This is a genomic window from Croceicoccus pelagius, assembly GCF_001661915.1.
GTDB lineage: Bacteria > Pseudomonadota > Alphaproteobacteria > Sphingomonadales > Sphingomonadaceae > Croceicoccus > Croceicoccus pelagius.
In genome coordinates this window covers 283,436-301,597 of sequence record NZ_LYWY01000037.1, presented here as the reverse complement: position 1 = coordinate 301,597, position 18,162 = coordinate 283,436, and the positions used below count along the sequence as shown (strand labels likewise).

The following is an 18,162-nucleotide window of genomic DNA, read 5'->3' as shown; positions in this document are numbered from 1 at the left end:
GCGGGTTTCCATTTGCCGGAGACCCGCCCGATGTCCATCGCCTACGACCCCGCCCGCCCCACGCTGACACCGCGCATCGCCGCCGAACTGATCGCGCATGAAGGGATCGTGCGCGAAGCCTACCGCGATTCGGTAGGGGTCTGGACGTGGAGCGTCGGGCTGACCGACGCCTGCGGGCACCGCGTTCTGCGCTATCGCGACCAGCCGCAGCCTTTGCACCGCTGCCTGGAAATCTTCGTCTGGGTCCTGCAGAATCGCTACCTCCCCGCCGTGCTGGAAGCATTCGGTCCGGTTGCACCGCAGGAACACGAACTGGCCGCCGCGCTGTCGTTCCACTGGAACACCGGTGCGGTTGGGCGGGCCGAATGGATGCGCCATGTCCGCGAAGGCGACCGCAAGGCCGCGAAGAAGGCGATGCTCAACTGGTGCCGTCCCGCCTCCCTCGCCATCAGGCGCAAGCGTGAACAGGCGCTGTTCTTCGACGGCCGCTGGCATGGCGACGGAACCGCTTTGGCCTATTCGGTCGCCAAGCCCTCCTACCGCCCAGTAAAGGGCAAGCGTACGCCAGTCATGGATACGCTCGAACTGCTGCTCACCGGCGGCCCCGCGCGCGATGTGGAGACACAGGACGTAAAAGTCCACGCCCCGCCCCAGCGCGCCGCCGACAACTGGTTCGCGCGCCTTTTCACCTGCTGAGGGGCGAACTTTGCTGACGCAGGGCGGCGAGGTCTTTATTGCCTGTCAGCGCAATGATTCGTCGCATCCTCACCCCCGCCGCCCTGCTCCTCCTCTCTGCCTGCGCCACGGTTCCCGCCGCGCCGCCTGAGCCCCAGGGCCCGACCGAGCCGGTTACCGTCCGCATCATCGGCATCAACGACTTCCACGGCAACCTGATGCCGCTGCCGGCGCCCAAGGACGTGATGACGCCCGATGGCGAGATTGTGAGTATTCCAGTGGGCGGAGCGGCGTGGATGGCATCGGCCATCGCCACGATCCGCGCGCAGGACGAATATACGATGGTGATTTCGGCGGGCGACATGATCGGGGCCAGCCCGCTCGCCTCTGCCGCCTTCCTCGACGAACCGGCGATCGGCGTGATGAACCGCGTGGGCGTGGACTTCAACGCGGTCGGAAACCACGAATTCGACAAGGGCTGGCAGGAGCTTAAGCGCATCGCCGACGGCGGGTGCGAGAAATACACGCTGCGCGAACCCTGCGCGGTCGAAAAGGACTTTGCCGGCGCGAACTTCCCGTTCCTGTCGGCCAATGTCGTCACCCGCAACGGCGAGACGCTGTTCCCGGCCTTCGGCACCAAGACGTTCGGTGAAGGCGACGCACAAGTCACCGTCGGAGTCATCGGGTTGCCGCTGCGCGACGTACCCAATCTCGTCACGCCGAGCGGGGTCGAGGACCTCTATTTCGGGGACGAGGCGAACGCGATCAACATCTACGTCGAGGAACTGGCCTCCAAGGGCGTCGATGCCATCGTCGTGTCGATCCACCAGGGCCTCTACAATGTCCCGCGCGAGGATTCGAACGGCTGCGGCGGCATATCGGGCGAGCTTCTGCCCATCCTCGAAAGGCTGGACCCTCGCGTCGATCTGGTGATTTCGGGCCATACGCATCGCAGCTATGTCTGCAACTACGGCGACATCGATGCAGCCCGCCCGTTCCTCGTCACCAGCGCGGGATATGGCGCTTCGCAGGTCACCGACATCGCAGTCACCATCGATCCGGCGACGAACGAGGTAACGGCGAAAACCGCCCACAACGTCACGGTGCAGAGCGAGGGCAAGGCCAAGGACGGATCACCGCTTCCCACCAGCACCGCCTTTGCCGCGATCGTCCCCGATGCCGGGATCGCCGCCTATGTCGGGCAGTATGTCGATGCCGTGGCCGAAGTTGCCAAGCGCGCCTCGGGCAAGGTCTCGGGTGAGGCGATCATCACCGATGACGACGAACTGGAAACCGCGCTGGGCGACATGATCGCCGACGGCCAGCTTGCCGCAACGCGCGAAGCAGGCGCGCAGATCGCCTTCATGAACAATTCGGGCGTCCGCGCCAGCCTCGTCCCCGCAGCAGACGGCACGGTCACGTTTGGCGATCTCTACGCCGTGCAGCCGTTCGGCAATTCGCTGATCACGCGGACCTTTACCGGCGACCAGGTCATGGCCCTGCTGGAGCAGCAGTTCGACAGCGCCGACAAGAAGCAGATCCTCGCGCCCAGCGAGGGATTCGCCTTCACTTACGATCGCTCACGTCCCGTGGGCGACCGGATCGTAAAGGCGACGCTGAACGGCGATCCGATCAATCCGCTGAAGTCCTATCGCATCACGATGAATAGCTTCCTCGCCGCGGGCGGCGACGGGTTCACCGTGTTCACCGAAGGGACGCAGACGACGACGGGCGGTAACGACCTCGATGCATTCGAGGCGTGGCTGGGCGCAGTGCCGGTTCGCCAGCTGCCCCGAACGGACCGCGTGACGAACCTGACTCCGCGCTAGATCAGAGCGCGGCCTCGATCGCGGAGACGAGTTCCGCATCGTCGGGGGCCGTGGTCGGTGAAAAGCGCGCGATGACCTCACCGTCGCGGCCGACGAGGAACTTCTCGAAGTTCCAGAGCACTTCGGGATCTTCGGTCGGGGTCATGCCGAAACCGCGCAGCTTGTCGCGGAAGGCTTCGGCATCGCCCTGCTTCGTCGGAGCCGCCTCGACCAGCTCGGCATAGAGCGGCTGTTTGTCAGCGCCGATCACGCTGGCCTTGGCGAACAGCGGGAAGTTTACGCCGAAGCTGGTTTCGCAGAACGTGGCGATTTCCGCATCTGTGCCCGGCTCCTGCGCGCCGAAGTCGTTGGCCGGAAAGCCAAGCACTTCAAGGCCCTGTTCGCCGTACTTTTCCTGCAGCGCCTGGAGCCCCGCGTATTGCGGCGTCAGGCCGCACTGCGAAGCGACGTTGACGATCAGCAGAACCTTGCCCTTGTGAGCGGCAAGGCTGTCTTGGCTGCCATCATTGCGGGTCAGCGCGATATCGGACAGGGCCATCGTGGAAATCCTCTCTATCAGGTGTCGACCTTACGAAACGTAGTGCGCGGTCGTCTTTTCCGCCACTTCCTCGGCCGTGACGCCGGGGGCCAGTTCGACCAGCTTGAACGGGCTGTCATGGTCGGGGCGCTGGAACACCGCGAGATCGGTGACGATCATGTCGACGACGTTTTTACCCGTCAACGGCAGCGTGCATTCCGGGATGAACTTGGGGCTGCCATTCTTGCTGGTATGCTCCATCACGACGATAATCTTCTTCACGCCCGCAACAAGATCCATCGCGCCTCCCATGCCCTTGATCATCTTGCCCGGGATCATCCAATTCGCGATGTCGCCGTTCTGGTCGACTTCCATCGCGCCCAGGACGGTAAGGTCGATATGCCCACCGCGGATCATGGCAAAGCTGGCCGCGCTGTCGAAATAGGCGCTCTTGTCCAGTTCGCTGATCGTCTGCTTGCCGGCATTGATGAGATCGGCGTCTTCCTCGCCCTCGTAAGGGAAGGGTCCGATACCCAGCATGCCGTTTTCCGACTGCAGCGTGACTTCCACGCCTTCGGGAATGTGGTTGGCCACCAACGTCGGGATGCCGATGCCGAGATTCACGTAGAAACCGTCTTCCAGCTCCCTCGCGGCACGGGCGGCCATTTCGTCACGGGTCCAGGGCATTTGCGTTACTCCTTGGCGAGATTGTCTGTTGTGCGGACGCCGTCAGGCGGCGGCCTTGATCGGAGGTGGCAATTCGAACCAGCCGCTATCCAGCAGCGGATCGAACGGTGTCGGCGCGTCGGGATCGCGCAAGTAATCCATGAATTCGTCGAAGTCGCCCTTGCGGTCACCGACGATGGCCGTGATGCACCATTCGCCTGCGGCAGCATTGCGGCGCTGGGTCTTGGTCTCTGCCGGATCGCGGATCAGCAGGACGGTATCTTCGCCCGCCGGATCGAGGCCGGTGTCGGCCAGCACGGCGCGCAGGTCAGCTTCGCGAGCTTCGCCCAGTACACTGATCCAGAGAACCTCGGTCCCCGCTGCGCGCGCGGTGGCAAGCGCCGGTGCGAGACCCGGTTGCGCGACGAAAGGCCCCGTATCGGGCCGGAACGCCGTATTGCCGGGATCGAGATCGATCAGGATCGCAGGCTTCCCGCCTTTGCAAGGCAGGACCGGCTCGTCATCGTTCGAAGCTGCCGGATCGGGCAGGACCGAAAGGCCTTTCCCTGCACGGTCACCGGCAAACAGCGCGGCAGCAAACCACTTTTCGGTAAGGTTCGGGGCCGTCTCAGCCGTGGCGGGCGCGGCAATCTGGACCGAAGCAGCCAATTCAGCCTCGCCTTCGTCCAGCACCGTGCGCTTGGCCAGCATGCCGCTGGCCGCAAGCGGTATTGCCGCGACACAGCCGGAGAGGCCCGTCGCCGCGAGCATCAACCCGCACAGGCCCAACGTCCGGCTGAAGCGCGCGGCGCGCATCGTGCGCTTACGCGGTTTCGCGCTGGCGCGTGGTCTTGAACTCGATCTTCTTTTCGTAAGGCGCGCCGACGATCATGCGCTGGACGTAAACGCCCGGCAGGTGGATGCAGTCGGGATCGAGCGAGCCGGTCGGCACGATTTCTTCCACTTCGACCACGCAGACCTTGCCGCAAGTCGCGGCGGGCAGGTTGAAGTTGCGGGCGGTCTTGCGGAACACGAGGTTGCCGCTTTCATCCGCCTTCCACGCCTTCACCAGCGAGAGATCGGCGAAAATGCCCTTTTCAAGGATGTAGTCAGCAGGTCCGTTCGGGCCATCGAAGGTCTTCACTTCCTTGCCCTCGGCGACTTGCGTGCCGACGCCCGTCTTGGTGTAAAAACCGGGAATGCCCGCACCGCCGGCGCGCATGCGTTCGGCCAGCGTTCCCTGAGGGCAGAATTCGACCTCGAGCTCGCCTGCAAGGAACTGGCGCTCGAATTCCTTGTTCTCGCCGACGTAGGAACTGATCATCTTCTTGATCTGCTTGGTGCGCAGCAGCTTGCCGAGGCCTTCGTTGTCGATGCCGGCATTGTTCGACGCGACGGTCAGATTCTTCACCCCGCTTGCAACCACGGCGTCGATCAGGCGTTCGGGAATACCGCAAAGGCCGAAACCTCCGCTTGCGACAAGCATGTCGTCCTTCAGCAAACCTTCGAGTGCGGTCTTGGCGTCGGGGTAGAGCTTCTGCATCGCGGACAGGCCTTTCCTGAATGTCGGTTCGGGTATGACGGCCTATTACATTTAGCAGGGGTGCCTGTCACCAGTGTTGCAGCGCCGTAACTTCAACGTGCCGCCTTGCCATCGCGGCTACGCGCCGCCATCCCATGAATCATGGAGAGGCAGACCCCAAAATTGACCGGCGACTGGGCCAGCGCGATAACGCGCGCAAAGGCTCATGCGCCATTTCTGGCAGACCTGCTGGCGCGCAGGCCCGATCTGGAAGAAATGCTCGCGTCTGGCGAAGGCGATGCCGCGCTGGCCCTGGCAAAACAGGCAGGCGAAGGCGCGCCCGATGTCGGCTCTGCCCTACGGCGCGAAAAGCGCGCTCTCGCGCTGGTTCTGGGCATTGGGGACCTCGCCGGCGCGTTCCCGCTGCTGAAAGTCACGGGCGAACTGTCCGATTTCGCCAGCCGCGCGCTTCACGCCGCGATTGGCGAGGCGATCGCGCACCGGATGCCTGGGGCAGAAAATACCGGCATGACCGCGCTGGCGCTCGGCAAACATGGGGCGGGGGAGCTGAACTATTCCTCCGACATCGATCCGATCCTGCTTTACGACCCGGCCCGCCTGCCCCGGAGGGAGCGGGACGAACCCGGCGAGGCCGCGCAGATGGCCGCCCGCCGCGTCGTCCAGACGATGGGCGCGCAGACGGCCGAAGGATACGTATTTCGCACCGATCTGCGCCTGCGCCCGGCAAGCGAAGTCAGCCCGCTGGCGATCAGCTTCGATGCGGCGCTGACTCACTACGAAAGCTCGGCGCTCGCGTGGGAGCGAGCGGCCTTCATCCGTGCCAGGTCGGTAGCTGGCGATATCGAGGCAGGGTGCGAATTTCTCGCCCACATTCGCCCCTTCGTCTGGCGCAAATCACTGGACTTTGGCGCGATTTCGGAAGTCGGTCGCCTCGTCCACCGCATCCGCGACGACCATTCAGGCCCGCAGCGCCCCGGCCCCGGCTTCGACGTGAAGAAGGGCCGCGGCGGAATCCGCGAAGTGGAATTCTTCGCGCAAACGCACCAGCTGATCCACGGCGGACGCGATCCTTCATTGCGCTGTTCGGGCACAAGAGCCGCACTCGACGCGCTGGCGGCGGCGCAGATCATCCCGGCCGAAGACGCGGTGGTGATGGGCGAAAGCTATGACCGCCTGCGCGAGATCGAGCACCGGTTACAGATGGTGAACGACCGGCAGACCCACTCGCTGCCCGCAGGAGAGGCGCTGGACAACGTGGCGCAGCTCGACGGGCTGACCGATGGTTCGGCGCTTGTCGCCGAACTCGAAACCATCTGCGAAAAGGTGCGGACCCGCTTCGATAGGCTGGTCGAAGCGCATGGCGGCAAGGTCTCAGCCCCCAAGCCGCAGCCCGTTGCCGAGGAGCGGCTGGAGGAACTCGGTTTTGCCGATCCCGGCGCGCTGGCCGAACGCATCGGCGGCTGGGAAGCAGGGCGCGTAAAGTGCCTGCGGTCGGATGCGGCGCGGCAGGCGTTCAGCGCGATCCGCCCGCAATTGCTGGAGGCGCTCGCCAAGGCGCCCGAACCCGAACGCGCGCTGACCCGCTGGGAACAGATGCTGGCGCGGCTGCCCTCGGCCATCAACATCTTCCACTTGCTGGAAGCGCGCCCTGCCCTGCTCGAAACGCTGGCCCGCGTGCTGGCTTTGTCACCCAGCCTTGCCGATGCGCTGGGACGGCGCGGGGACCTGCTCGACACGCTGATCGACCGGACGGCGTATGACCTGCCCGGCGATGTCGACACGCTGATCGCCGATATGCGCGGCGAGGACGACGACTACGAAGCCGTGCTCGACCGCGTGCGCCGCGTCGTCGGCGACTTGCGGTTCGCGCTTGGCATGCAACTGATCGACAACGCGCAGGACCCTCTCGACGTCGCCGCCGCCCTGTCGCGCGTGGCCGAAGCCGCGATTTCGGTCTGCGCAGAGGCTGCATCGCGCGAATTTTCTCGCGCCCACGGGCGGATCGCAGACGAAGAACTGGTCGTACTCGGCCTCGGAAGGCTCGGCGGCGGGGCGCTGACCCATGCCTCGGACCTCGACATCGTCTATCTCTTCACCGGCGATTTCGAAGGCGAGAGCGACGGCGAACGACCCTTGGGCGCAACGCAATATTTCAACCGTCTCGCCCAGCGCGTGACCGGTGCGCTGATCGTGCCGACCGCCGAGGGCGCGTTGTTCGAAGTCGACACCCGGCTGCGCCCATCGGGCACGCAAGGGCTTCTGGCGGTCAGCATCGACAGCTTCGCCCGCTACCAGGCGGAATCCGCCTGGACGTGGGAGCACATGGCCCTGATGCGCGCACGGGTTCTTCACGGGCCGCCAGCCGCGCACGATGCCGTGTACGAGGTTGTGCGCTCGGTCCTCACGCGCCCGCGCGATGAAGATGCCTTGCGCGCCGACGTACTGAAGATGCGTGGCGACATGGCGACACACAAACCGCCGCGCGGGCCGCTGGACATCAAGCTTCAGCGCGGCGGACTGGTCGATCTGGAGTTCCTGACCCATTTCCACCAGCTTCGCACTGGAACCTGCCATGATCCGAACCTCGGCAAAGCGGTGCGCTGCCTTGGCGCGGCTGGCCACGTGCCCGACACGCTGGGCGAGGCGCGCGACCTTCTGACACGGATGCTCGTTACGCTGCGTCTTGTTTCTCCCGACACCAACCTGCCCCCGCCCGCAGCGCGCGACGTGCTGGCCGCGGCCTGCCGGCAGGATAGCTGGGAAGCGCTGCTATCCGCCCTCGACAAGGCCCGCGCCGAAGTGGCAGGGGCCTGGGCCGAGACATTCGACCAGACACTGGAGCTTTGACCATGACCGACACGCGCCCCGACGCTGGCGACGCCTTCCCCGACATCGCGATGGAAACGCCCGATGGCGGATCGGTCTCGATCAAGGATTTTGCGGGCCAGAAAGTCGTCGTATTCTTCTATCCCAAGGCCAATACGCCGGGCTGCACGACCGAAGCGAAGGACTTCTCCGCCCTGCTGCCCGAGTTCGAGAAAGCCGGTGTCGCAGTGCTGGGCGCAAGCAAGGACAAGCCCGCAGCGCAGCAGAAGTTCATCGACAAGCAGGAACTGACCGTTCCGATCGCGTCCGATCCGGTGGAGAACGGCGTCACCGACGCGCTGGGCGTCTGGACCGAGAAAAAGAACTACGGCCGCACTTACATGGGGATCGAGCGTTCGACCTTCCTTGTCGGCCCCGACGGCAAGGTCGCGCAGGTCTGGCGCAAGGTTCGCGTGAAAGGCCATGCCGAGGCCGTGCTGGAGGCCGCAAAGGCGCTCTGACCACGCGAATGCCCGATACCCTTCCTTCCCTTTCGTCGGTCATCCGCGATGCGCTGCTGACGGGCGATCCGCGCGCCAAGGTCATGGCGACGCGCAAGCTGGTGCGCGACTGGCGACAGGGGCGGCTGGCGTTCGTATTCGACTGCGCGATGCCGGACGAACCGGCGCGGCCCGAGAGGCCTGAGCTGCTGGCGCCCAGCCAGATGCCGAAACGCGGCAAGGGCGGTTCAGAACGCGGACGAATCGCCCTGTGGCACGCGCTGGCGCATATCGAATTCGTCGCTATCGACCTCGCTCTCGACATGGCGGGGCGGTTCGGCGAATCGATGGGAGAGGGGTTCGTCGCCGACTTCCTGTCGGTCGCCGCGGACGAAGCCATGCACTACGCGCTGCTCGACCGGAAGCTGCAGACGCTGGGCAGCCATTACGGCGCTCTGCCCGCCCACGCCGGGCTGTGGCAGGCCGCACAGGAGACGCGACACGACGTTGCGGCAAGGCTGGCGGTCGTACCGATGGTGCTGGAGGCGCGCGGCCTCGACGTGACGCCGGCGACGTTGGAACGTGTGCGGTCGCAGGGGGACGAGAACGGGGCGCGAATCCTCGAACGAATCCTTGACGACGAGATTCGCCACGTTCGCTTCGGGACAAAGCACTTCGACGAAGTGAGCCGTGCGAGAGACGAAAATCCGCAAAAAAACTGGAGAAATCTGGTCGAAAGGCATTTTCGAGGTCGTTTGAAGCCACCGTTCAACGACTCAGCGCGTGAGGCAGCCGGTCTGTCGCGGGACTACCGCACCGGTATTGTCTAATTAACCTTTACGCCCGTAACCAATACTCACGAGACGACGGGAGGGTTCCGACGTTCTCTACATTTTTTATCGCGGCAGGGATGTGACGGACATCACGCCTGCCGTGCCGAGGGGGTCACCCGGCGCATTTCGTACCTTTAAAGGGGTCGGAGGCGCCGAGATAACGAAGGACTTGGCATGACGGACGCAATTCGGATTTCTGCACTGAAGGCTGGACGGGCACTCGCGCTCGGAACGGTCGGTATCGCCGCGATGGCGATGGCCCCCGCTCCCGCCCTTGCCAACGCCAGCGCCTCGGCCAGTGCGGACGTCAAGGCTCCGGTTCGTGACAATGCCGAAAAGACTGAGAGCGACGCCAAGTTCAAGCAGCTTTTCGCGACCTGGAAAAAGGCCGAAGCCGAAGAAGCCAAGGTCGGCATCGCCAAGACCACCGGCGTCGCTTCGATCCCGTCGCGCCTTCCGGTCGAAGGTTCGCGCTACTCCAGTTCGTTCGGTTCGCGCATTCACCCGGTCACGGGTCGCCGCAGGAACCACGACGGTCTCGACATGGCTGCGCCCACCGGTACGCCGATCTACGCAACCGCCGATGGCCGTGTTGAAATGGCGCAGTGGTACGGCGGCTACGGCAATTACGTCCAGATCGAACACGGCGGCGACATCGAGACCCGCTATGGCCACATGTCGCGCATGAACGTGCGCCCCGATCAGGAAGTGAAAAAGGGCGACCTGATCGGCTGGGTCGGTTCGACCGGTCGTTCCACCGGCCCGCACCTTCACTACGAAGTCCGCATCGCAGGCGAGCCGGTCGACCCCGAACCTTACCTGAACCGCGACACCTTCCAGCAGGCGTTTGCCGATGCCAACGGCCTCGGCGCAGGCGGTCCGGAAGACTAAGCAGCGCCCCGGCAATCGGGTTCAAGCGGCCCGGCACTCGCATCAGAGTGCCGGGCCGCTGCCGTTTCAGGCGACCTTCTGCATCGTTTCCCACTCAGACCTGATCAGTTCGAGCCGGGCCGCCCCGTCCTCTGCATAGCGCAGCCGGTCTTCCAGGGCGCGGGCGAGTTCGCCCAGCTGTGGCTCGCCGAAATAGCCCGCGGTTCCGGCCAGCTTGTGAAGTTGCATGGCAAGTACGTCCCACTGCGCCTCGCCCTGCCCGGCGGCGACTTCGGCCAGGTCGGACAGCAACTTGGCCTTTCGTTCGCGATACCGCACGGCAAGCGAATCGGCTTCGCCGACTATCGACCCGACTATGGGCTCGATGATCGCGACCTCGGACTCCGACCCGGGCTGACTGACCGGTGCCAGATAGGTCGCAATCGCCTCTTTCATCGCAGCCATCTGGAGCGGTTTGGCGAGATGCCCCTGCATTCCCGCCTCACGGCAAGCGGCAATGTCTTCGGCAAAGCAGTTGGCCGTCAAAGCAACGATCGGCAACATTTCGGGCTCAAACCCTGCACGTCGCAGTCGGCGCGTAGCCTCCAGCCCGTCCATCTCCGGCATCTGCATATCCATCAGGACAAGGCGGTAGGGCCGCCCCTCGGCATGAGTCGCCTCAACCATGGCGATTGCTTCTGTCCCGTCCACCGCCAGATCGGGATCGAGGCCGGCGCTGCGCGCCATAGCCAGGACCAGTTCCTGGTTTATATCGTTGTCCTCGGCCACGAGCACGCGAGCGGCGTCTCCCGTTTGTGGCCCTATCTGCGGCAATGCCGGTCTGGATGGGGCAGGCGGCAAGATATCCGGCAAAGGAGACAGAAACGCATCGTCCCGCGGTTCCGAAACATCGGAAACGGCGATAAGCGGGATACGAACTGTGAAAGTCGTCCCATGATCGAGACGCGATTCAACGACGATCTTCCCACCCATCAGACGGGCCAACTGGCTCGAGATCGCAAGCCCCAGCCCCGTCCCGCCGTACTTCCTCGCGATCGAGCCGTCTGCCTGTCGGAACTGGTCGAAAATATCGTTCAGCCGTCCGGGCGAAATGCCGATGCCGGTGTCGGCGATGCTGATTTCCAGGAAGTCGGCTTTCGCTCTGGCGTGGACCGATACGCTGCCGTGTTCAGTGAACTTCACGGCATTGCCAATGAGATTGAGCAGGATCTGGCGCAGCCGCAACGGATCGCCGACGAGGCGCAAGGGCACGTCGTCTTCGACTTTCGCTTCAAGCAAAATGCCCGCGCGGTCAGCGACGGGTTGCAACAGCCTGACGCACGCATCGATCTTGGCACGCAAATCGACCGTAGCGGGCACGATGGTGAGCTTCCCGGAATCGATCTTCGACATATCGAGAATGTCGTTCAGCAACCGCATCATCGCACGACCGGAATCGGCGATAAGCTGCGCGTGGCGGCGCTGCGTATCGTTCAACCCTGAATCGAGCAGCAGATCGGTAAAACCGATTACCCCGTTCATCGGGGTGCGAATCTCGTGGCTCATGTTTGCAAGAAACGTCGCCTTGGCCTTTGCGGCGTGCTCTGCCTTCTGCCGTGCCTTGGTAAGATCCGCTTCCAGCTGCTTGGCATCCGAAATGTCGCGCACCGATGCCACGATCGAGGCCACGCCATGCTCGCCCGGAACCGCGGACAAGTGCGCGTCCATCCAGCGGCCGCCCGCCGCGTCGTCCATGCGGAACTGCAATGTACAGTTCCGCTCTTCCCCGCTCCAGAGCGGGCGCAGGCGCCGGTCTATCGCCAATTGTGCATCGCGCCCGAACAGCGCGGCGAAAGGTCGGTCGACAAGCGTATCGGGTTCGCGATCGAGCATCGAACCCGCGTAAGGGGAGGCATAAGTGCAAGTGCCATCGGCCTGCACCATGAACAGCGCATCGCGCACATTATCGGTGATCGTCTTGATCCGCCGCTCACGCTCGGCCAGTTCGGCTTCGGCCACGCGCAAGTCGGTGATGTCCATGTTGATGCCGATATGGCCCGTAAGACGCCCTTCCCCATCGAATTGGGGCGCGGCGGCGCACGTCAGCCAGACGACCGAACCGTCGGGGCGCAGCCACCGCCACGTGTCGGCAAAAGTGCTGCGCGCGGCAGTCGCAGCCATCCAGGCGTAAAAGACCCTGTCGAAATCGTCGGGATGGATTGCGTCGGCCCAGCCATGCCCACGCCACTGTTCGCCCAGCATCCCGGTCGATTCCTGCCACGCGCGGTTCACCCAGGTACATTCGCCGCGCGCATTGGTAAGGAACAGGCCTGCAGGTGCCAACTCGGCCAGCGTGGCGAATTTCCGCTCGCTCGCCTCCAGCGCCATGCGGCCCGTCGCCTTGTCCGATACATCGAGCATGTGCCCCATCACGCCCTGCGCACGCCCGGATGCATCCCGTGTGCAGCGCATCCGCATCTCTACATGACGCTCTTCTCCATCGGGGCGTTCGAAGGCGAGTTCGATCTGCAACACCGAGATCAGGCCTGCGCGAAGACGCGCCATTTCCGGCGCAATCCGCTCGCGCTCTGCGGGCGGCAGGAACAGGTCGTAGGGTTGCCCGATCGACATCTCGCTCTGGCGCCCCGTGATCCGGTCCCACGCGGCGTTGAGGGTCTGCCATGTCCCGTCGTTGCCAATAGAAAAGAATACCTCGTCGATATTGTCGAGCAGGCGGCGCTTGTCATCGCGGCTCTTGCGAAGGGCCTCGCGGTCGCGGATCCCGCGCTCGATCAACCCGGCAAGCGGCAGGCCGACCAGCGTCAGAGAGCCGAGGAAAAGTTGCAGCGTCACGAACTGCAAGGCCGGATCGCCGCGTGTCAACGTGATCGGGCCACTGCCGAAGGCCGTCGCCGCCGTACCGATCGTCGCGATGAGCACCAGCACGAAAGCCGTGCCGCCAATGCCCGAACTGATCCCCGCCAGCACGACGAGCGGGGTCACGAGGAACAGGAAGGGAAAGCTCGACTGCAAGAAGATCGCGAGCGAGCCGAGAACAACAATACCCAGCACCGGAACCGGCACGAGCATCCCGCCCTGCCCTCGCGTCCGCCATGCACCGATGGCGACAATCGTGAGCGGCGCGATGAAGACCAGCCCGCTGGCATGGCGCGCCGCGAACAGCACGGGCGCATCAGAGACGAGGGCCAGCACCAGCACCCCCGATACAGCGGCGCCTGCAAGCATTGCAGCGATAAATCGGAAGAACGCGGTGGGATCGGTGAAGTCGACCGTATCGCCGCAGACCTTGCGCGTGAGCAGAACGGCAATCGCGATCTCGGCAATATTCGCTGCCGTCAGGGCCGCGGCCACATCGGGCTGGATTTTGCCTGCAATCTCTCCAAGGAACAGACCGGCCCCTGCGCCTGCAAGAGCTGCGGATAGCAACTGGCGGCGTACCGAAAGGATAGCGCCTAGCACGACGGCATTGGGCAGCCACAACGCCGCCAACCCGCCGTCATGCGGGACCGAGAGGGATGCAACCGCGAGCAGAAGCGCCGTTGCCGCCATTGCGGCACCCATCGCCAGATGCGCGACCGCGCCAGGTACCGAGGGCTTTTCTTCCCAGACCGCGTCGTTCGTCATGCCTTTGCGCCCTTTGCTGTCATGTTCAGACAGCTTGCCTAGGCGCGGGGCAACAAAACCATGGCAAACAGGGCGTTAGGTATTTTTCCGGAAACCGGAATGCGGGCTATAGTCGATACCGCCAGCCCAGCCCGTCATTGGGTGATCACTGCGCCAGCAGACGCTCCGCGATGGCGCGCACGTCCTTGCCCATGTCCTCGCGTTCAAGGGCGAGCTTCAGCGTCGCCTCGACAAAGCCGAGTTTCGAGCCGCAGTCGAACCGTTCGCCTTCGAAGGTCACGGCATGGAACGGCTGGCTGCCGATCATCTTGGCCATGGCATCGGTCAGCTGGATCTCGCCGCCCGCGCCCTTTTCCTGCGTTTCGAGCGTACGCATGACCTCGGGCTGGAGGATGTAGCGGCCCGACACGATCTTGTTCGACGGCGCGTCTTCCACCGCAGGTTTTTCGACCAGGCCCTTCACTTCGGTCAAATTGCCACTCGTCTCGCCCGGCGTGATGACGCCGTACTTGTAGACTTCCTCGTGCGGGACTTCGAGCACCGAGATCAGGTTGCCGCCAACCTCGTTATAGGCATCGACCATCTGCTTCATGCAGTTGGGCTTGCCCCACATCAGTTCATCGGGAAGCAGGATGGCGAAGGGTTCATCGCCCACCACGGCACGCGCACACCAGATCGCATGGCCAAGGCCCATCGGGACCTGCTGGCGCACGGTAATGAGATCGCCCGGCGTAAAGCGCGTATCGTCAAGCGGGCTCATGTCCTTGCCGCGTTCCCGCATGGTCTGCTCAAGCTCGTAGGCGATGTCGAAATTCTCGACCAGCGCGGTCTTGCCGCGGCCGGTGACGAAGATCATCTGCTCGATCCCCGCCTCGCGCGCTTCGTCGATGGCGTACTGGATCAGCGGGCGGTCGACGACGGGAAGAAGCTCTTTCGGAATTGCCTTCGTCGCAGGCAGGAATCGGGTGCCGAGACCGGCAACGGGGAAAACGGCCTTGCGGATCGGCTTGCGTTCAGAAGAGCTCATGAGGTCGGCAGACGTCCCTGTGTTCGTTCGCGAATGGTGCACTGCAACCTAGGCATGGCAGGGGGCCGGGTTCAAGGGCGGATGGAACTGCCGTTCGAAACATGGGGGAACCGCATGTCTCCCGCGCGGTTGCTTGCCCATTACGCAAAACGGGGTAAAGGCGGGGAATGGACAAGATCATCATTGAAGGCGGCAAGCGCCTTGAAGGAGCGCTTCCGATCTCCGGCGCGAAGAATGCGGCACTTACGCTTGTGCCTTGCGCGCTGCTCACCGAAGAACCGCTGACCCTGCGCAACCTGCCGCGGCTTGCCGACATCGACGGCTTCCAGCACCTGATGAACCAGTTCGGCGTGTCGACCACTATAGCCGGTTCGCGCCCCGAAGATTTCGGCCGCGTCATGACGCTGCAGGCCCCGCGCCTCACCAACACGACCGCGCCTTATGAACTGGTCCGCAAGATGCGCGCCTCGATCCTCGTGCTCGGCCCGCTGCTGGGCCGTGCGGGCGAGGCGACGGTGTCGCTGCCCGGCGGCTGCGCCATCGGCAATCGCCCGATCGACCTCCACCTGAAGGCCCTGGAAGCGTTCGGCGCGACCATCGAACTCACCAGCGGCTATGTCCGCGCCCATGCGCCCGATGGCGGCCTTCCCGGCGGTGACTACTCCTTCCCTGTCGTATCTGTGGGCGCGACCGAGAACGCGTTGATGGCGGCAGTCCTCGCCAACGGCACCAGCCGCCTCGACAATGCCGCGCGCGAGCCCGAGATCGTGGACTTGTGCAACCTCCTCGTCGCAATGGGCGCCGAGATCGAGGGCATCGGCGAATCGCTGATCACCGTTCACGGCGTGAAGCGCCTTCACGGCGCGACCTACCGCGTCATGCCTGATCGTATCGAGGCCGGCTCCTACGCCTGTGCCGCCGCGATCACGGGCGGCGACGTCACGCTGACCGGCGCGAACATGAAGGACATGAGCGCGACCAACCACGCGCTGCGCAATGCCGGTGTCCATGTCGAGGAAGTGAAGAACGGCATCCGCGTCTATGCCGACGGTCCGCTCAAGGCCGTGAACCTGTCGACCGCGCCTTTCCCGGGCTTCCCCACCGACATGCAGGCCCAGATGATGGCGCTGCTCTGCATGGCGCAGGGCACCAGCGTCCTGACCGAGACGATCTTCGAGAACCGCTACATGCACGTTCCCGAACTGAACCGCATGGGCGCGCATATCGAGACGCAGGGCCGCACCGCCATCGTCCACGGGGTCGAGAAGCTGACCGGCGCCGAAGTCATGGCGACCGACCTTCGTGCCTCGATGAGCCTGGTGATCGCAGGGCTGCGGGCAGAGGGCGAAACGGTGGTCCACCGCCTCTACCACCTCGACCGCGGGTACGAGCGGCTCGAAGAAAAACTGGGCCTCGTCGGCGCGAACATCCAGCGCGTCGGCGGCGACTGATCCCTCTGGGCGCGGGCCGCGCTTTACGCCCGCGCCTGACCGGTTAGTCTGGCCCGCGTGCAGATCGTCAAACTCGTCATCGGCTGGATCGCGCGGCACTTCGTGCTGTGGGTCCTGCTGATCGGCGCGCTGCTGGTCTGGAATGCGTGGCAAGTCGGCGCGGAACAGGAACTGCGCGCGGCAAAGCTGGAAGAAACGCTCGCCGCGATAGAAGTGCAGCGCGATGCGGGCGAGGAAGCCCTGCAACAAGCCGAAGCCGATGCGCGCGGGCGGTCGGTCGAAGTGCTCGAGGCCATGCTGGCCGACGCAAAGGCCGAGCGGGCTGCGCTGGTCAGCAAACGCCGTTCGGACCTCAGGCGCCGCGCCAGCATCGCGCTGGCCGACAGCGACGCGATCATCGCGGATCAGACGCTCGAACTCGAAATCGCGGTCGCCACGCGCAAGATCGCGGGGCTCGAACGCTCGATCGCGGCGACAGAGGCGCAGATCGACCGTGCGGCCATGATGACCGCCGCGATCAAGGCCTGGCGCGACGCGGATACCAAGTGGCGCAATGCCGTGCGTGCCTGCGACGCCGCCAAGACCGCGGTGGAGCAGTACGAAGCGCGGCGCGGTCTGGGCCGCATCTTCGGCAGCATTACCGGCGAAGGCAGGCGGCTTCGGGCCTATCGCGATGACCAGTGTTCGGGCGTTGCCGCACTCGCCGCCCGCAGCGAACGCGTGAAGGAAATCCTCGACGAAACGCGCAAGGGTGGTGCCGCCGTCGCCCGTGCAGGAGCATGGTCCGAAGACCGTCTGGAAAGCGCCGACACCATGCTGCGCGAAGCAGTCGCCCGTGAACGTGAAGGCGCGGAAGGATCGGCCCGCGCGCAGATCCGCAAGAAATGGGCCGACTGGGGCATGACCGCGATCCTTTGGCAGGCGTTCATCGCGCTGCTGTTGATCATTGCGATGCCTTACCTCATCCGCCTGCTGTTCTGGTTCGTCCTTGCGCCGATGGCAGAGCGCCGCCCCTCAATCCGCATCGCCGTGCCCGGCGGCATCGGCGCGCCCATGCCGCCTGCCGGGGCCAGCCGCACCTCGATCGCGGTCCAGCTCGGCGCGGGCGAGGAACTGCTGGTGCGGCAGGACTATCTGCAGAGCAGCTCGGTCAGCGGGGCGAAGGAAACGCAGTGGATGCTCGACGTCAAGCACCCGCTTTCCAGCCTGGCCAGCGGGCTCTGGTTCCTCACCCGGATCCGGGGCGTGGGCGAAGTTACGACGATTTCCGCCGTCCACGATCCCTTTGCCGAAGTCACCGAAGTCACGCTGCCCGAAGGCGGCGCGGCGGTCCTTCACCCCCGCGCGCTGGCGGCCGTCGTTCAGAAGCAGGGCCACCCGATGCGGATCACCAGCCATTGGCGGCTCTTCTCGCTCAACGCCTGGCTTACGATGCAGCTTCGCTTCCTCGTATTCCACGGCCCTGCCCGCCTCGTCATCAAGGGCGGGCGCGGAGTGCGGGTCGAGCCGGCGGGCGCGGGGCGCATCTTCGGGCAGGACCAGCTCGTCGGCTTCAGCGCCGAACTTGACTATTCCGTAGCCCGGACGGAAACGTTCTGGCCCTATTTCCTTGGCCGCGAACAATTGCTGAAAGACCGCGTGCTCGACGGCGAAGGAATGCTTATCGTCGAGGAAGCACCGATGGCGGGCCGCAAGGGCGCGGGCGCGCGCGGCGGGCTGGAAGGCGCGATGGACGCGGCGCTCAAGGCCGTTGGGCTATAGGCCCCGCGAATTTATCGAAACAAATGACCCGCCTCGTGCG

At 64.7% G+C, this 18,162-nt stretch carries 14 protein-coding genes; 8 read left to right on the top strand and 6 right to left on the bottom strand.

The window, feature by feature from the left end:
- Positions 1–30 precede the first annotated feature (30 nt).
- Positions 31–696 (top strand): lysozyme, encoded by a 666-nt coding sequence (locus tag A9D15_RS10860; RefSeq protein ID WP_066764867.1) that lies wholly within the window; start codon positions 31–33, stop codon positions 694–696.
- Positions 697–749: 53 nt separating this feature from the next.
- The gene (locus A9D15_RS10855; RefSeq protein WP_082924414.1) at positions 750–2,504 is read left to right on the top strand and encodes a bifunctional metallophosphatase/5'-nucleotidase; all 1,755 of its coding nucleotides are present in this window, start codon (positions 750–752) and stop codon (positions 2,502–2,504) included.
- Between the two features lies 1 nt (position 2,505).
- On the opposite strand, the gene A9D15_RS10850 is transcribed toward A9D15_RS10855, so the two are convergent.
- From A9D15_RS10850 to A9D15_RS10835, 4 genes are read right to left on the bottom strand one after another with little or no spacing between them, the layout of a single operon-like run.
- Complete coding sequence (locus A9D15_RS10850; RefSeq protein ID WP_066764864.1) at positions 2,506–3,042, bottom strand: glutathione peroxidase; 537 nt, start codon at positions 3,040–3,042, stop codon at positions 2,506–2,508.
- 30 nt (positions 3,043–3,072) lie between these two features.
- Entirely contained in the window at positions 3,073–3,708 is a 636-nt protein-coding gene (locus A9D15_RS10845) for a CoA transferase subunit B (RefSeq protein WP_066764862.1), read from the bottom strand.
- Positions 3,709–3,750: 42 nt separating this feature from the next.
- Positions 3,751–4,503, bottom strand: coding sequence for an HAD family hydrolase (locus A9D15_RS10840; RefSeq protein ID WP_066764860.1), 753 nt, complete (start codon positions 4,501–4,503; stop codon positions 3,751–3,753).
- A gap of 7 nt (positions 4,504–4,510) precedes the next feature.
- A complete protein-coding gene (locus A9D15_RS10835) occupies positions 4,511–5,230 on the bottom strand; it encodes a CoA transferase subunit A (protein WP_066764858.1) in 720 nt (239 codons plus the stop codon).
- 141 nt (positions 5,231–5,371) lie between these two features.
- Here A9D15_RS10835 and glnE point away from each other — a divergent pair, with 141 nt between their 5' ends.
- The 4 genes from glnE to A9D15_RS10815 all read left to right on the top strand — a co-directional run bounded on the left by glnE (position 5,372) and on the right by A9D15_RS10815 (position 10,259).
- Entirely contained in the window at positions 5,372–8,077 is a 2,706-nt protein-coding gene (gene glnE / locus A9D15_RS10830; RefSeq protein ID WP_066764856.1) for a bifunctional [glutamate--ammonia ligase]-adenylyl-L-tyrosine phosphorylase/[glutamate--ammonia-ligase] adenylyltransferase, read from the top strand.
- 2 nt (positions 8,078–8,079) lie between these two features.
- On the top strand, positions 8,080–8,556 hold the full coding sequence (locus A9D15_RS10825; protein ID WP_066764853.1) for a peroxiredoxin: 477 nt from the start codon (positions 8,080–8,082) through the stop codon (positions 8,554–8,556).
- An 8-nt stretch (positions 8,557–8,564) separates the two neighbouring features.
- On the top strand, positions 8,565–9,365 hold the full coding sequence (locus A9D15_RS10820) for a ferritin-like domain-containing protein (protein ID WP_066764851.1): 801 nt from the start codon (positions 8,565–8,567) through the stop codon (positions 9,363–9,365).
- A gap of 177 nt (positions 9,366–9,542) precedes the next feature.
- Positions 9,543–10,259, top strand: a complete 717-nt coding sequence (locus A9D15_RS10815; RefSeq protein ID WP_066764849.1) for a M23 family metallopeptidase — start codon at positions 9,543–9,545, stop codon at positions 10,257–10,259.
- A 66-nt stretch (positions 10,260–10,325) separates the two neighbouring features.
- Here A9D15_RS10815 and A9D15_RS10810 read toward each other — a convergent pair whose 3' ends face one another.
- Positions 10,326–13,883, bottom strand: coding sequence for a PAS domain S-box protein (locus A9D15_RS10810; RefSeq protein WP_066764842.1), 3,558 nt, complete (start codon positions 13,881–13,883; stop codon positions 10,326–10,328).
- 145 nt (positions 13,884–14,028) lie between these two features.
- Entirely contained in the window at positions 14,029–14,910 is an 882-nt protein-coding gene (gene galU / locus A9D15_RS10805; RefSeq protein WP_066764840.1) for a UTP--glucose-1-phosphate uridylyltransferase GalU, read from the bottom strand.
- 167 nt (positions 14,911–15,077) lie between these two features.
- Between galU and murA the strand changes: the two genes are divergently transcribed.
- A complete protein-coding gene (gene murA, locus A9D15_RS10800) occupies positions 15,078–16,361 on the top strand; it encodes a UDP-N-acetylglucosamine 1-carboxyvinyltransferase (RefSeq protein WP_066764836.1) in 1,284 nt (427 codons plus the stop codon).
- 57 nt (positions 16,362–16,418) lie between these two features.
- Positions 16,419–18,122: a coiled-coil domain-containing protein gene (locus A9D15_RS10795; RefSeq protein ID WP_066764833.1), complete on the top strand. Its 1,704-nt coding sequence runs from the start codon at positions 16,419–16,421 to the stop codon at positions 18,120–18,122.
- Positions 18,123–18,162: the final 40 nt, after the last annotated feature.

Coding starts and splice junctions, on each gene's coding strand:
- A9D15_RS10860 (WP_066764867.1), top strand. CDS start 31: ATGTCCATCGCCTACGACCCCGCCCGCCCCACGCTGACACCGCGCATC.
- A9D15_RS10855 (WP_082924414.1), top strand. CDS start 750: ATGATTCGTCGCATCCTCACCCCCGCCGCCCTGCTCCTCCTCTCTGCC.
- A9D15_RS10850 (WP_066764864.1), bottom strand. CDS start 3,042: ATGGCCCTGTCCGATATCGCGCTGACCCGCAATGATGGCAGCCAAGAC.
- A9D15_RS10845 (WP_066764862.1), bottom strand. CDS start 3,708: ATGCCCTGGACCCGTGACGAAATGGCCGCCCGTGCCGCGAGGGAGCTG.
- A9D15_RS10840 (WP_066764860.1), bottom strand. CDS start 4,503: ATGCGCGCCGCGCGCTTCAGCCGGACGTTGGGCCTGTGCGGGTTGATG.
- A9D15_RS10835 (WP_066764858.1), bottom strand. CDS start 5,230: ATGCAGAAGCTCTACCCCGACGCCAAGACCGCACTCGAAGGTTTGCTG.
- glnE (WP_066764856.1), top strand. CDS start 5,372: ATGGAGAGGCAGACCCCAAAATTGACCGGCGACTGGGCCAGCGCGATA.
- A9D15_RS10825 (WP_066764853.1), top strand. CDS start 8,080: ATGACCGACACGCGCCCCGACGCTGGCGACGCCTTCCCCGACATCGCG.
- A9D15_RS10820 (WP_066764851.1), top strand. CDS start 8,565: ATGCCCGATACCCTTCCTTCCCTTTCGTCGGTCATCCGCGATGCGCTG.
- A9D15_RS10815 (WP_066764849.1), top strand. CDS start 9,543: ATGACGGACGCAATTCGGATTTCTGCACTGAAGGCTGGACGGGCACTC.
- A9D15_RS10810 (WP_066764842.1), bottom strand. CDS start 13,883: ATGACGAACGACGCGGTCTGGGAAGAAAAGCCCTCGGTACCTGGCGCG.
- galU (WP_066764840.1), bottom strand. CDS start 14,910: ATGAGCTCTTCTGAACGCAAGCCGATCCGCAAGGCCGTTTTCCCCGTT.
- murA (WP_066764836.1), top strand. CDS start 15,078: ATGGACAAGATCATCATTGAAGGCGGCAAGCGCCTTGAAGGAGCGCTT.